Source organism: Mycobacterium sp. UM_Kg1 (assembly GCF_000972925.1).
Lineage (GTDB): Bacteria > Actinomycetota > Actinomycetes > Mycobacteriales > Mycobacteriaceae > Mycobacterium > Mycobacterium hiberniae.
In genome coordinates, this window is sequence record NZ_JRMK01000110.1 from 1 (window position 1) to 13,424 (window position 13,424).

Here is a 13,424-nt window from a genome sequence, read left to right on the forward strand (position 1 = left end):
GTGTATAAGAGACAGGGTCTGCCCGGTCGTACCGGTGGTACCGGTGGCTTCGGCGGCCAGGGTGGCGACGGCGGTGTCGGCGGCGCGGCCGGCCTGGGCGGCGCCGGCGGTGTCGCACTGGGTGACGGGCAGTCCGGTGCACAGGGCGCTGGGGGCGTCGGCGGGAAGGGCGGCACTGGCGGTGTCGCCGGTAACGGTGGTACCGGCGGTGCTGGTGGCGCCGGCTACAACGGCCTCGTCGGTCAGGGCACCGGCGGTGGCGGCACCGGTGGATCCGGCGGCGTCGGTGGCCAGGGTGGCACCGGCGGTCAGGGCGGTCTCAACCCCGACGGCACCCATGCCCAGGGCGGCTCCGGCGGTCTCGGCGGTAACGGCGGTAACGGCGTCAACGGTGCCTCCCGGCCGAGCAAGTCCAACTGGGCGGGCTCCGGTGGTAGCGGTGGCCAGGGTGGTTCCGGCGGCACGAACGGCGACGGAGTCGTCGGCACGCCGGGTACCAACGGAGTCGCTGGAACGCCCGCAGGCTCTGGTAAAGGCCCCGCCGGCGTGGGCGGCGCCGGCGGTAAGGGCGGCGTCGGCGCACCGTAACGGGCGGTCAGCCCGGGCGGTCCGAGAACGGCTGCACAAAGACGAATCCCCGGTCCGGCACTTCGGTGTCGGGTCCGGGGATTCGTCCTTTTCGGGTCAGCGGTGGTGCCGGCAAACGCACAAGGGCGGTGACGGAGTTGATCCGTCACCGCCCTTGTGGCGCTGGTCTATGGCCTCAGGCCGGGGTCTCCTCTGTGGGTCGTGGCCAGGCGAACAGTGCGATGTGCTGGTCCCATTTGGCGATGTAGTGCTCGCCCAGGAACTGCCCGCCCCGTCGCTCCCAGAACCGGCGGCCATGTGAGCCGGCGGCCTGGGAATCCCCGATAACTCGTTGGCACTGCGGCTCGGCCGCGAAGATGCTGGTGACCAGCGGGCCGAAAATATTTGCCCCGTGGCCCTTCTCGACCATGTTGGGGTCGGCCATGGCGCCGTGCAAGCCGATGTCGTACGGGTGAGCGTCGTAGACGGTCGCGATGTCATCCTGCGCGGCCCGGAACAGCTCCATGTACCCCAAGGGCTCGCCGTGGAGGTTGTAGACGTAGGGGCGCGAGTAGGAGCCCTCGTGCTGGATCTCGAGGTGGCGGCGCCACTGGTCCGGCGGGTAGTCGTAACCCCAGGTTGCGGCCAGGTGCGGCCGGTTCATCCACTCGGAGATCATTGCGGAGTCCTCGACCGGGTCCGCGAACCGGATGCTGTAGGGCTCGGCAAGGATCGGCAACGGCGGTGGCGGAACCGCGAGTAGCTCAGCGCTCAGGCCAACCCGCTGACGTGGCATGGGCACGCTCATGATGCAGCCGATCCACTTGTCGCCGGGCCGGATTCGGTAGCCATGAAAAATCCTCCTGAAAGTGCTTAGACGGCAACGCCGTCACCGATCGGTGCATCGCTAATGCTACGTGGATCCGTCGCTGTCAGCGCTGATATGCCGAACCCTTACAGGGTCAGCAGCACCTTGCCGGTGACGTCGCCCGCCGACAGCAGCCGGTGGGCTTCACCTGCGTGCGCGAAGGGCAGCCGGGCGCCGATCACCGGCTTGATCCGGCCGTCGCCCAGCATCGGCCACACCTTCTCCGCCACCGCCGTCACCACCACGGCTTTGCCGTGCGGTCCGTCCACCGGCCGGGCCCGCAGCGCGGTGCCGATCACCCGGGCCCGCTTGGAGATCAACTTGCCCAGGTTCAGTTCGCCTTTGACTCCGCCCTGCATACCGATGACAACCAGCTGGCCGTCGTTGGCCAGGGCGTCGATGTTGCGGTCCAGGTAGGCCGCACCCATGATGTCCAGAATCACGTCGGCGCCGCCGGCTTCGCGCATACGTGCCACGAAATCCTCGTCGCGGTAATTCACGGTGATCTCGGCACCCAGGTCTCGGCAGAACGCCAACTTGGCCTCCGAGCCGGCGGTGACCGCCACCCAGGCGCCGAGCTGGCGCGCCAGTTGAATGGCGTGGGTGCCCACCCCGCTGGCGCCGCCGTGCACCAGCAGCAGCTGTCCCTCGGACAATCCGGCCGTCTGCACCAGATTCGACCAGACGGTGCATGCCACCTCGGGCAGCGCGGCCGCATCCACCAGATCCACGCCGGCGGGGATCGGCAGTACCTGTTGCTCCGGTACCGCGACGTACTCGGCATAGCCGCCGCCGGCCAGCAAGGCGCAAACGCCTTGGCCTACCGACCATTCCGCCACGCCCTCGCCCACCGCCGCGATGACCCCCGAAACCTCCAGGCCGATGATGTCGCTGGCCCCCGGCGGCGGGGGATACAGGCCGGCGGCCTGCAACAGGTCGGCCCGGTTCACCCCGGCGGCCGCGACCCGGATCAGCACCTCGCCCGGTCCGGCGGTGATGTCGGGGACTTCCTGCCAGGTCAGTTCTTTGGGGGATTCGGCGATGATCGCACGCATGATGGCCAGGGTACGATCTCCCACGGTGGCGTGGCAGAGCGGCCTAATGCACTCGCCTTGAAAGCGAGAGACGGCTAACACCGTCCGGGGGTTCAAATCCCTCCGCCACCGCCATCAGGTCGGCTCATTGACTCTGCGTCCACCAGGCATCGCACTCGAACTTCTGCCTGGTGAGCGCAGAGTCAACGCGAAGAGCGGGGGATCTGCGCGGTGATGGTGTTCATCAACGCCGTATAGCGCTTGACCTCCGGATCCTGTCCGGGCTTGCCGCTGGAGATCAACCCGGCTGACAGCCCTCGCTCGGGATCGGTCCAGATAGCGCAGTTGACCAGGCCGAGATGCCCGAACGCGGCCGGCGCGTTACGCCCGAACGGCCCGAACCGTGCCGAACCCAACATGAATCCGGTCCCCCAGCGCAGCGGTGCCAGACCAGTCGCGACATCCGGCCGCAGCCGGCGGCACTGCGCCGTCGCGGCCCGCAGGGTCTGCGGTGCCAGCACCCGCACCCCGTCGAGTTCGCCACCGCGGCGCCAGATCTCGGCGAACCGGGACAGCTCGAACGCGGTGGAGATGGTGTTCGACGACGGCACCACCGTGGTGAGGAAAAACGGGCTGTTGGTCACCGGGATGATCTCGTACACCGAGCCGCCGATCGCCTTGCGGAACACCGCGACCGCCGCGCCGGAAGGCTGCCTGCCGGTCGCGTGACTGGGCGCCACCAGTGGAATGTCCTGCGGTGCAACGCCGTAATTGGTCCATCTGAAGCCCAGCGGATCCAGGATCTCGGTCGCCAGGATGTCCCGGATGTCCTTACCGGTGGCCGCCCGGACGATCTCGCGGGTCAGCGGCCCCCAGGTCAGCGCGTGGTACATGTGCATCAACCCGGGGCGGTACACCGGCCGCAGCTTGGCCAACTGCGCCTGGGCGTACTCGGGGTCGTCGGCGCGGTTCAGGTCGGGCTTGGGCCCGGTGGCGAACGGCACCCCGGCGCTGTGGGTCATCACGTGCCGGATGGTGGTGCGGTGCTTGCCGTGACTGGTGTATCCCGGCAGGTAGTCGCACACCTTGTCGTCCAGGGCGAAGGCGCCGCGCTCGGCCAGCATGTGCATCACGGTGCTCGTGATGGCCTTGGCGGTCGAATACACGCAGAACGGGGTGTCGACGCTCACCGGAACCTGTTCGGCGTCCGCGGGATCCTGCGGGCCGTTGCCCCAGCCGTGCCCGATCGCCCGGTTGAGGATTACCCGGCCGTTGTGGCGCAGACACAACTGGATGGCCGGGTGCAGGCCGCCGGCATACCAGTGCCGGGCGGCCTGCCAGATCCGCTCCACGGCCGCCGCGTCGATACCGGAGTGGTCTTCGTCGCCGATCGCGGTGACGGCGTCGAGATCGGCGGGGATGCGGACGGTGCCGTCGGATGTCATGCCCGCCAGGCTACGTGGGCCGCCGGGTCTCAGCGGCGCGCGCCGCGGCCGAAATAGAGCTCCTGGGTGGCCAGGCAGACCAGCTGCCCCGTCCGGTTGTGCATGGTGGAGGTCGTCAGGCCGCGCCCGGCGATGCCGCTGGGCGTGAACTGGTCCGACAGCACCCAGTCGGCCAGGTCGACGGGCCGCTGAAACCACAGTGCGTGGTCGATCAACGCATTGAAGGTGCTGGCCTGGTCGGTGCGTCGCATGGCCAGCGCCGCCTCGACCATCTTCGTTCCCGACAGGTAGGTCAGCAGGGCGCTGTGCATCACCGGATCAGCCGGCACCGCCTCGACCGGCTTCCACCACATCCGCAGCCGCGGCGACGGCTCCCCGCATGCGGCGGCCAATCGGGGCGGCGTATCGACATAGCGCACGTCGAACGGGTGGGGCTGCACCCAGTAGCCGCCCAGTTCCTCGGCGTAGGCCGCGTGTTGCTGCTGCGCCGTGGGCAGCGACTCCGGGTCGGGGACGGCCGGCATCGGCTGCTGGTATGCGGGGGCGTCGACGGCGGTGGTGAACGACGAGAGCACTTCCAGCAGGATCTGGCCGTCCTGGCGGGCGGGGACCTGGCGCGTCGACAGCGTGCCGCCGTCGCGGGCCACCTCGACGTGCAGGTCGACGGGGCGGCGCGCATCCCCGGCCCGCAGGTAGTAGACGTGCATGCTGTGCGGCACCCGTTCCGGCGCGGTCCGGCTGGCGGCGATCAGCGCCTGACCGGCGATATGCCCGCCGACGATGTGGTGGGCCGGATTGTCGAGTTGGGTGGCCACAAAGTGTTCGTCGTCCACCCGGTCGACGTCGAGGGTGGCGATGATCTCGGCCAGCTCCGGTTGCCGGTGCGGCATCGGGTCGCTCATGCGTGTGCCCCGATCTCCAGCAGGTAGACCCCCGCGCCGATCAGCACCACGCCGCCGGCCATCGTCGGGGTGAACGGATCGTCGAACAGGAACCGGGCCAGCACCGCGGTCAACGTCAGCCCGACCCCAGACCACACTCCGTAGGCCACACCGACCGGGATGCCGCGTTTGAGCACCATGGCCAGCAACACGAACGACGCCACATAGCCCACGGCGACCGGCAGCGCCCACTGCCAGCGGCTGAAGCCGTCGGAAGCCCGCAGCGACAACGTCCCGGTGACCTCGAATCCGATGGCCCCGAGCAGCAGCAGCCAGGCCATCACTCGCCGGTGAAATGCGGCTTGCGTTTGCCCAGCACGGCGCCGATACCCTCCAGCAGGTCCTTCGACGCCAGGAACGCCGAGTTCCAGGCCGCGACGTAGCGTAGGCTGGCCGACACCCGGTCGGTGCGCTGCTGGTCGAGCACATCCTTGACCCCCGACACGGTCAGCGGAGGGTTGGCGGCAATCTCTGCCGCGGTCGCGTGCGCGGCGGCCAGGCAGGCTTCGGCATCGGCGTAGACGTCATTGACCAGACCGATCTTCTCCGCCCGGGCAGCGTCGATGTCCTTGCCGGTCAGCGCGAGTTCGCGCAGGTGGCCGTCGGACAGGATCAGCGGAAGCCGGGCCAGGCTGCCGACGTCGGCGACGATCGCCAGCTTGACCTCGCGCACGCTGAACTTGGCGTCTTCGGAGGCGTAACGGATGTCGACCGCGGAGATCAGGTCGACCCCACCGCCGATGCACCAGCCGTGAACCGACGCGATGGTCGGCGTCCGGCAGTCGGCCACCGCGGTGATCGCGGCCTGCATGCGCTGCAGGTCGCGGTGGAACTCCGCGCGCGGCCGGGCCAGCGCCCCCTCAGCCAACATGGGGGTCATGGTGCCGCCCATCGCGGCCAGGTCCAGCCCGTAGCTGAAATTCTTGCCGGAGCCGGTCAGCACGATCGCCCGCACGTCGCGGTCGGCGTCCAACGCGGCGAAGGCCTGCGGCAACTCCGCCCAGAATGCGGGGCCCATCGCGTTGCCCTTGCCCGGCCCGATCAAGGTGACCTGCGCGATGTGATCTTTGATCTCTACGGTGAGCGACTCATAGGTCTCGGCCATACCACAGACCGTAGCGTGGTCACCTGGCCGGCGATCCGCGGCCTGGCCGCTGGCACGGCTCCTCGCCTTCACCGGCCGGTCATAGCCGCGCCACCTGCGCGCCAGCCGCCTGTCGCCCACGTCGCCTAGCGTGGGTGACACATGAACGTCGCGGGGTGGGTTTGGGGGCTGACCGTCGTCGGCCTGATGGGGCTCGTGGTTTTCGACTTCGTCTTCCACGTGCGGGAACCGCACGTCCCGACGATGCGGGAGGCCGCGATCTGGTCGGCCGGCTATGTCGGCGTCGCGGTGGCCTTCGGGCTCGGCCTGCTCGTGTTCGGCGGGGCCGGCGCCGGCTCGGAGTACTTCGCCGGCTACATCACCGAAAAGGCCCTCTCGGTCGACAACCTCTTCGTCTTCCTGGTCATCATCACCTCGTTCGGTGTTCCCCGCGAGCAGCAGCAGAAGGTGCTGCTGTTCGGGATCACACTGTCCCTGCTCGCCCGGACCGGCTTCATCTTCCTCGGTGCCGCCATAATCAGCACCTTCTCCTGGGCGTTCTACTTCTTCGGGCTGATCCTGCTGCTCACGGCCCGCAAAATGTTGCAGTCGGGCCGGCGCGAAGCGTCCCACCAGGCCCACAACAGCGTCATCCGGTTGGCCCGAAAGGTCGTCGGCGGCCCGATGCTGCTGGTGATGACCGCCATCGCCGGCACCGACGTGATCTTTGCCCTCGACTCGATTCCGGCGATATTCGGGCTCACCCAGCACACCTACATCGTGTTCACCGCCACGGCGTTCTCGCTGCTGGGCCTGCGGCAGCTCTACTTCTTGATCGACGGCCTGCTCGACCGGCTCGTCTACCTGTCCCAGGGCCTGTCGGTGATCCTCGGGTTCATCGGCGTGAAGCTGATCCTGCACGCGCTGCACGACAACAACCTGCCGATCATCAACGCCGGCAGACCGGTCGGCGTCATCGAGATCGGCACCGGGCCGTCACTGCTGGTGATCCTGGGCGTGCTGGCGGTCACCACCGTCGCGTCGTTGCTCCACGACCGGACCCACGACCGCGGCGCTGCGAAGCGCGACCGGGTCTTGGTCGCACACCGCTGAGACCGTCAGACCCGTTCCAGATAGAAGTAGAAGTACTTCCCGTTGTCCAGCACACCCTTGCCGTTCATAATGCCCAGCACGGTGTCGTTGTCGATCCGCTTGAAGTGATCGTGGGTGGGCTGACCGTCGTAGACCATGGTCGCCACCACCTCGCCGCGGAACTCCTCGGCCCACAGGCTCGCCTCGCCCTTGCCGAGCTTGACGTTGGAGAACTTGTTGCCGTCCTCATCCAGGCACACCAGCGGCTGCACATCGGTCACCGAGTTGAAGGTCTTGCCGAACCACCGGGCCTTTTCCAGCAGGCCGTTCATCCGATGGCCGGTGACGAACTCCCCGCCGTGCCACTCGCCGATCATCTGGTCGAGGGTGGCCGGTGGCAGCAACGCCCAGAACTCGTCGATCTCGGCGTCGGGGATCTGGTCGGTGCGTTCCCGCAGGGCACGGAAGGCGGTGCGGGCCTGTTCTTCGTTCATCGTGGACATTCCTTTCAGGCCTTTCAGGCGGCCTTGTTCACGGCCCGCTTGAGGCCGAACAGCAGGGCGTGCGACAGCACCGTGGCGATCCCGGGCAGCCGATTGTCGGCGCTGACGGTGTAGCGGATCTCGGTGCCGGATCCCGACGGCCGCAGGGCCACCTCGCCGACGTAGTTGCGGAACGGGATGCCCGACACACCCCGGTAGCTCAGCCGCTGCTCGGGCTCGAACGTGATGATCTCCTCCACCAGCGGCGCCATTCCCGGCACGGCCTGGATGCGACGCTGGGCGCCGACGCCGTTGGGCGCCGGGGTCCCGGGCGTGATCACGGTGATCTTCAGCCCGGGAGCCCAGGCGGACATGCCCTCATAGTCGGTGAGCACCGTCCACACCTGGGCCGCGGATGCGGCAACGGTGGCAGTCGCGGTCCCGTGCATTCGTTTCTCCTCAGCGGTAGGTCTGTGCGAACCGTAACAGCGCGTCGTTCTCTTCGGGCGCGCCGATGGTGACCCGGACGCCGTCCTGGCCGTAGGGGCGGACCACGATGGCAGCCGCCGCGGCGGCGGCCACGAAGTCGCCGGTGCGCTCGGCCAGCGGCAGCCAGACGAAGTTGGACTGCGAATCGGGCAGTTCGAACCCGGCCGCGCGCAGCGCGGCGGCCACCCGGGTCCGTTCGGCCACCACCGCGTCGGTGCGGGCCATCAGCTCGTCGGCGGCGTCCAGCGATGCGATGCCGGCGACCTGCGCCACGCTGGAGACCGTGAACGGCACGTAGACCTTGCCGAGTGCGGTGATGATCTCCGGATCGCCGACCGCGTAGCCCAGGCGCAGGCCGGCCAGCCCGTAGGCCTTCGAGAAAGTACGCAGCACAACCACATTCGGGTACCGGCGGACCAGTCCCAGGCTGTCGGGAACCAGGCCGTCGCGAATGTACTCCACGTAGGCCTCGTCGATGGCGACCAGAATGTGCGAGGGCACCGCGGCGACGAACCGGGCCAGCGCGGCGGGGTCGACCACGGTGGAGGTCGGGTTGTTGGGATTGCACACGAAGATCAGCCGCGTGCGGTCGGTGATGGCGGCCAGCATCGCGTCCAGGTCGTAGGTGTGGTCGCGCAACGGCACCTGCACCGGCACGGCGCCGGCGGTGCGCACCTGCAGGGGGTAGATCTCGAAGCTGCGCCAGCCGAACACCACCTCGTCGCCCGCGCCGGCGCTGATCTGGATGAGCTGCTGGCACAGACTCACCGACCCGCATCCCGCCGCGACGTGCTGCGGGCTGAAACCGACGTGCTCGGCCAGCCGGGCGCGCAGCGCGGCGTAGCCGTTGTCGGGGTAGCGGTTGGTGTTGGCCAGGGCGCCCTCGACGGCTTTCACCACGCTGGGCAGCGGGGGCAACACCGTCTCGTTGCTGGCGAGTTTGATCGAGCCCGGGACCGTCTTGCCCTCGACGTAGGCTGGCAGAGCGGCCATCTCGGGGCGCAGTCTGGCGGTCACGGACCACAGCATATGTGGGCCGCAGGCACTGTTGTGCCCCGCGGTTTCAGAACTGGGGGAGTGATCCGGTACCCTCAACGAGTTCGAGGAGGCGTGCCAGAGCGGCCGAATGGGACTCACTGCTAATGAGTTGTCCTCTTTACGGGGGACCGGAGGTTCAAATCCTCTCGCCTCCGCAACGGCCGAGCTTGCTCGACCGACAACTGAAGACCGGCGCCCGTAGCTCAACGGATAGAGCATCTGACTACGGATCAGAAGGTTGGGGGTTCGAATCCCTTCGGGCGCACTCATTGGTCGCCGCGGCGCGGTTGGGCTGGAACCAGGCCTTTTTGCCCTGCCACGAGCGCGCCAGTCCGTAGGCGAAGACAGCCACCGACAGGCTGCCGCACACCAGGACGGCCGGGCCGGCGAAATGGCCGAGACAGATCGAGACGAGCGCGACCACTCCGGCGGCCACCGCGAACGCCATGGCTGTCGAGTAGAGGACCAGCGTGGTCCTGGCCCGCTGATCATGTCGTAGCGACCACATCAGCCGGCCGACATATCCGGTCAGGTACGCCAGCAACGCGCACGTCGTCACTGCGAAGACGGACAGCCAGCGATCGCCGGGCAGCCGGGTGACCATGTCCGGCCCAAACGTGCGTGGGGAACTGACCAACGCCACGAGCATCACTGCGACACCCAGTCCCACCGGTATCAGGAGGTGCTTGCGCATGATCGGCCCCACGTGCGGCGGGGCGGTGAGGCGCACCAGCATGTGGTAGATGTTGCCGATCACCCCGGCGATAAGGCACAGCCAACCGGCCAGCTGCTGTAGTGACCACAGTCCGAGAAAGCAGGGGCCCTGCTGGCCGTCGGCCCACGGCGTCAGCAGGAACAGCGCGCACCCCTCCATCGCGATGGCGAAGGTGGCGCCGGCCTCCCACCGTGACCGCCAGGTGTCGCGGCGAACCCACAGGCAGTAGCCGACGATCATCAGGGTGGCCGCGGTGATGGCATATGTCAGCATTGGCCGTTCACCGCCGGCTTTCCGGGGTGAACCAGGCGCTCTTGGCCTTCCAGGATCGCGCGGACCCGTAGGCGAAGGTTCCCGCCGCCACACAGATGCAGAACCAGATCCCGGGGCTGGCGTCGTCCCCGGCGACCCAGGACGATCCGACCACCAGAAGGGACGCGGCGATGGCGGCCGTCATCGCTACCAGGTGCAGGTCCAGGGTGCGCTTGGCGCGCGGATCGTGGCGCAGCGTCAGCATCAGCCGGCTGGAGTAGATGCTGAGGTAGCAGGCCAGCGACCCGCCGACCAGGAAGTACGTCATCATCCAGCCGTCGGTCCCGGGGGTGGCGAGCACATCGGGCTGGTAGGTCTGATCGGACCGCAGGTAGGTCAGCACCATCACGGCAATACCCAGCCCGACCGGGATCAGCAGGTGGCGGCGCATGATGACCCGCACGTGCACGGGGTCGGCGAGCCGCAGCAACATGTGATAGATGTTCGCCGTCACCGCCACGATCAGGCATAGGTGGCCGATCAGCACCTGGACGTTCCACACCCCCAGCCCGTCGTGGAGCACCGGGCTGATCCCGGCCGCGGCCCATGGCGACATCAGCACCAGCGCAGCGGCCAGCAGCACCAAGGTGAGGGTGGCGGCGTTCTCCCAGCGCGTCCACCAGGTGTCGCGGCGCACCCAGAGGCTATAGGCGAGCACCGCCAAGGTGGCGATCAGGATTACCGTCATGGCGTGTTCTCAGGACAGGGCTTGCGGGGGATTCGGCTGCGCCACCGGACGTTGCGAGCTGGTGAACCACGCCGCTTTGGCCTGCCAGGACCGGGCCGAGCCGTAGGCGAAGATGCAGATGGCCGCGCACACGCACAGCCAGACCAGCGTGCTCAGGTCGGCGTGTATCCAGACGGTGCTCAACTGCACCAGCATGGCTGTCAGGCCGAAGCCTGATGACAGCGTGTAGAGCTCGACGGTCTCCTTGGCCCGCGGATCCGACCGCGATATCAGCAGCAGCCGGGTAGCGACGATTCCCAGGTAGATCAGTGTGGAGGAGACCACCGCCCAGTACACGGCGTGCCAGTGGTTGGCGCCCACGGTGGCGAAGCCGTCCGCGCTGTAGCCGGAGGCGGCGGCCGGGAACAGTGCCACCATCGCGACGATGACGAGCTGGACTGGCCGCACCACCCTCCGCCGGAACCAGGGGCGCATCTGGTCCAGCGAGGCCACCCGCGCCAGGACGTGATAGGCGTTGGCCGCGATGGCGATGACGAAGCAGAGATGACCGGCCAACTGCTGCAGGTTCCATATCCCGGTGGCCTGGTGCAGCAACGGCCCGAGAGTTTCGGAGACCCACGGCGACATCAACGCCAGTCCGATGGTCTCCAGCGCCAGGGCCAGGGTGACGCCGATCTCCCAGCGCGACCACCAGGTGTGGCGGCGAACCCACAGGCTGTACAGCGTCACCAGCACGGTGACACCCATGAGGGCCGACATCATGGGTCGACCGTACTTGGTGGCGGCGCCGTTATACGGGCGGTTTGTCCAGATTGGCTTTGAGGTCGCCCAGGCGCAGCGAGGGCGTCTGGGGTGTCTGGGGCGGCGCCGTTTCCAAGTATTCGGCCACGGCGTCGTGCTCGATCAATCCGAACCGCACCTGAAGGTCGACGGGATTGAGCCCAAAATATCTGGCCACTCGGATCAGGTTGTCCGCGCTGATCAGCCGCCCTTCATGCGCCGCCTTGTAGTAGGCGGACTTGCGGTAGCCGAATGCCTCGTAGACCTCGCTCGCGCCGAGCGGCCTGCCCACAAGGTATGGCAACACTACGGTTGGGTCTTTGTGACGATCGTCCACAGCAATACACCTTAGCTCTCGTTCGTGGACCGCACAAGTATTTTAGCGACTCGGCGGAGCGTAATTCCTACTTGGGCCGACTGGGAGTAAGCAATTCAAGCATCCCACGGGCCGCAATCCTGGTTCCGGCCGGGATGGCGGAAAGGTCGACCACATAGTCCGACGAATGCGGGGTGAAGGGAAACAATTGGCCCTTTTCGGCGCACTTCGCGTACACCTTCGGATCGGCGATTCCGACCAGGAGATACGCCAGCGGCACCTCACGATGCGGCCCTTTGAGCAGGTGACAGTCCTCCGAGCCCGTCATCGCCGGCAGGTCACGCAAGATGTGGGATTCGCCCAGCAGATCCCCGAGCGCGGCGGCCACCCGGTCGGTGAGAGCCGGGTCGTTGACCAGCGGAGGGGCGCCGCCGGCCATGGTGATGGTCGGCAACCGGTCATCGGGCATGCCATAGCTGCGCGCGATCCCGGTGCAGATCGCCCGAATCCCGGTCAGCATCTGCTCGCGCACCTCCGGGTTGAACCAGCGCAGGTTGACCTTGAGCAGCGCCCGGTCCGGGATCACGTTGTAGGAACTGCCGGCCTGCACCGAACCGACCGTCAGCACCGCGGTCTCGCTCGGCGCGAGGGTGCGGCTGACGATCGACTGGAACTGCACGACGGCCTGCGCGGCCATCAGCACCGGGTCGCGGGCCAACTGGGGCATCGACCCGTGACCGCCGACGCCGTGGAAAACCACGTCGAGCTGGTCGGTGCCGGCCATCCGCTCGCCGCCGACCGCGGCCACCATCCCCACCGGCAGCGGGGCGGTGTGCATGGCCAGGAACGCATCCGGGCGCGGGGCGACGTCGTAGAGGCCCGCGGCGACCATGGCCGCCGCGCCGCTGATCAGCTCCTCGGCCGGCTGGCCGACCAACACCGCCGTACCCGACCACGAGTCGGTGGTCTGGGCGAGCACCTTGGCCATCCCCAGCATCCAGGTGACGTGCGCGTCGTGGCCGCACATGTGGCCCAGTTCCGGGTTGCTGCTCGCATAGTCCAGTCCGGTGGCCTCCGGCACGCGCAGCGCGTCCATGTCGGCGCGGTACATCACCACCGGACCGGGGCCGTTGGCCAGCACCGCGACCACCCCGGTCTGGCCGATCCCGGTGGTCACCGTCAGGCCCAGGTCACTGAGTGCCTGCGCGACGGTCCGCGCGGTACGCACTTCGTGGAACCCCAGCTCGGGGTGGCGATGCAGATCTTTGAAGATGTCGACCAACCGCCGGGTGTCGGCGGCGACGATGTCTTCGACGCGGTCGGTCAGGCCGGTCACGTCGCACCCGCCATCCAGGTGGTCTGGGCGCGCTCGAAAAGCCAGACGGCGGCCTCGTGCAAGGTCTCGCCGACTTCCCGGTCGGCCATCCCGGCGGAGGCCCGTGCCAGCGTTCCCTCGATCACGATGGCCAGTTTGAACCCGGCCATCACCGTGTACCACCCGATCTGCGACAGGTCGCGCGAGCTGCCCGCGGCGTAGCGCTGAATCAGATCATCGGCTGTCTCTTATACACAT

Annotated in this window: 13 protein-coding genes, 3 tRNA genes and 3 pseudogenes; 4 read left to right on the top strand and 15 right to left on the bottom strand. The window is 68.1% G+C overall.

Going from position 1 to position 13,424, the window contains the following annotated elements; translation table 11 throughout:
* The 3 genes and pseudogenes from LI92_RS23800 to LI92_RS15835 form a co-directional block, all read right to left on the bottom strand.
* Window positions 1-627, bottom strand: a pseudogene (locus tag LI92_RS23800) (hypothetical protein); the annotation flags it as partial.
* Between the two features lie 136 nt (window positions 628-763).
* On the bottom strand, window positions 764-1,375 hold the full coding sequence (locus tag LI92_RS15830) for a GNAT family N-acetyltransferase (protein WP_046320447.1): 612 nt from the start codon (window positions 1,373-1,375) through the stop codon (window positions 764-766).
* A 146-nt stretch (window positions 1,376-1,521) separates the two neighbouring features.
* Window positions 1,522-2,490, bottom strand: a complete 969-nt coding sequence (locus LI92_RS15835) for an NAD(P)H-quinone oxidoreductase (RefSeq protein ID WP_152665506.1) — start codon at window positions 2,488-2,490, stop codon at window positions 1,522-1,524.
* Window positions 2,491-2,514: 24 nt separating this feature from the next.
* On the opposite strand from LI92_RS15835, the gene LI92_RS15840 reads away from it, so the two are divergent.
* Window positions 2,515-2,604 (top strand) — tRNA-Ser (locus LI92_RS15840).
* A gap of 68 nt (window positions 2,605-2,672) precedes the next feature.
* Here the strand turns inward: LI92_RS15840 and lipE are convergent.
* The 4 genes from lipE to LI92_RS15860 are packed head-to-tail and all read right to left on the bottom strand — an operon-like array spanning window position 2,673 to window position 5,960.
* Window positions 2,673-3,914 carry a lipase LipE gene (gene lipE / locus LI92_RS15845; RefSeq protein ID WP_046320449.1) on the bottom strand — a complete coding sequence of 414 codons (1,242 nt, stop codon included), beginning with the start codon at window positions 3,912-3,914 and terminating at the stop codon, window positions 2,673-2,675.
* 29 nt (window positions 3,915-3,943) lie between these two features.
* Window positions 3,944-4,816, bottom strand: a complete 873-nt coding sequence (locus tag LI92_RS15850) for an acyl-CoA thioesterase (protein ID WP_286135142.1) — start codon at window positions 4,814-4,816, stop codon at window positions 3,944-3,946.
* Window positions 4,813-5,136, bottom strand: coding sequence for a DMT family transporter (locus LI92_RS15855; RefSeq protein WP_046320456.1), 324 nt, complete (start codon window positions 5,134-5,136; stop codon window positions 4,813-4,815). Before LI92_RS15855 ends, LI92_RS15850 begins: the two co-directional genes overlap by 4 nt.
* Complete coding sequence (locus LI92_RS15860; protein WP_046320457.1) at window positions 5,136-5,960, bottom strand: crotonase/enoyl-CoA hydratase family protein; 825 nt, start codon at window positions 5,958-5,960, stop codon at window positions 5,136-5,138. The genes LI92_RS15855 and LI92_RS15860 overlap by 1 nt, the downstream gene beginning before the upstream one ends.
* Before the next feature lie 141 nt (window positions 5,961-6,101).
* Here LI92_RS15860 and LI92_RS15865 point away from each other — a divergent pair.
* A pseudogene (locus tag LI92_RS15865) lies at window positions 6,102-6,989 on the top strand (TerC family protein); the annotation flags it as partial.
* Window positions 6,990-7,057: 68 nt separating this feature from the next.
* Here the strand turns inward: LI92_RS15865 and LI92_RS15870 are convergent.
* Genes LI92_RS15870 through hisC form a run of 3 tightly spaced genes read right to left on the bottom strand, consistent with a single transcriptional unit; the run spans window position 7,058 to window position 9,019 of the window.
* Window positions 7,058-7,534 (bottom strand): DUF4334 domain-containing protein, encoded by a 477-nt coding sequence (locus LI92_RS15870; protein WP_502691465.1) that lies wholly within the window; start codon window positions 7,532-7,534, stop codon window positions 7,058-7,060.
* A gap of 14 nt (window positions 7,535-7,548) precedes the next feature.
* Entirely contained in the window at window positions 7,549-7,962 is a 414-nt protein-coding gene (locus LI92_RS15875) for an SRPBCC family protein (RefSeq protein WP_046320462.1), read from the bottom strand.
* A 10-nt stretch (window positions 7,963-7,972) separates the two neighbouring features.
* Entirely contained in the window at window positions 7,973-9,019 is a 1,047-nt protein-coding gene (gene hisC / locus LI92_RS15880) for a histidinol-phosphate transaminase (protein WP_046320470.1), read from the bottom strand.
* Window positions 9,020-9,106: 87 nt separating this feature from the next.
* Between hisC and LI92_RS15885 the strand changes: the two genes are divergently transcribed.
* Both LI92_RS15885 and LI92_RS15890 read left to right on the top strand, forming a co-directional pair.
* Window positions 9,107-9,195 (top strand) — tRNA-Ser (locus tag LI92_RS15885).
* Window positions 9,196-9,232: 37 nt separating this feature from the next.
* Window positions 9,233-9,305: transfer RNA gene (locus LI92_RS15890), tRNA-Arg, on the top strand.
* Window positions 9,306-10,035: 730 nt separating this feature from the next.
* Here LI92_RS15890 and LI92_RS15895 read toward each other — a convergent pair.
* The 5 genes and pseudogenes from LI92_RS15895 to LI92_RS22425 all read right to left on the bottom strand — a co-directional run.
* Window positions 10,036-10,755: a hypothetical protein gene (locus LI92_RS15895; RefSeq protein WP_046320464.1), complete on the bottom strand. Its 720-nt coding sequence runs from the start codon at window positions 10,753-10,755 to the stop codon at window positions 10,036-10,038.
* Window positions 10,756-10,764: 9 nt separating this feature from the next.
* Window positions 10,765-11,517, bottom strand: coding sequence for a hypothetical protein (locus tag LI92_RS15900; protein ID WP_046320465.1), 753 nt, complete (start codon window positions 11,515-11,517; stop codon window positions 10,765-10,767).
* A 28-nt stretch (window positions 11,518-11,545) separates the two neighbouring features.
* The gene (locus LI92_RS15905) at window positions 11,546-11,872 is read right to left on the bottom strand and encodes a hypothetical protein (protein WP_046320467.1); all 327 of its coding nucleotides are present in this window, start codon (window positions 11,870-11,872) and stop codon (window positions 11,546-11,548) included.
* Between the two features lie 67 nt (window positions 11,873-11,939).
* A complete protein-coding gene (locus tag LI92_RS15910) occupies window positions 11,940-13,187 on the bottom strand; it encodes a M20 metallopeptidase family protein (protein WP_052740812.1) in 1,248 nt (415 codons plus the stop codon).
* Window positions 13,184-13,399, bottom strand: a pseudogene (locus tag LI92_RS22425) (phosphotransferase family protein); the annotation flags it as partial. The gene LI92_RS15910 and the pseudogene LI92_RS22425, both read right to left, overlap by 4 nt.
* Window positions 13,400-13,424: the final 25 nt, after the last annotated feature.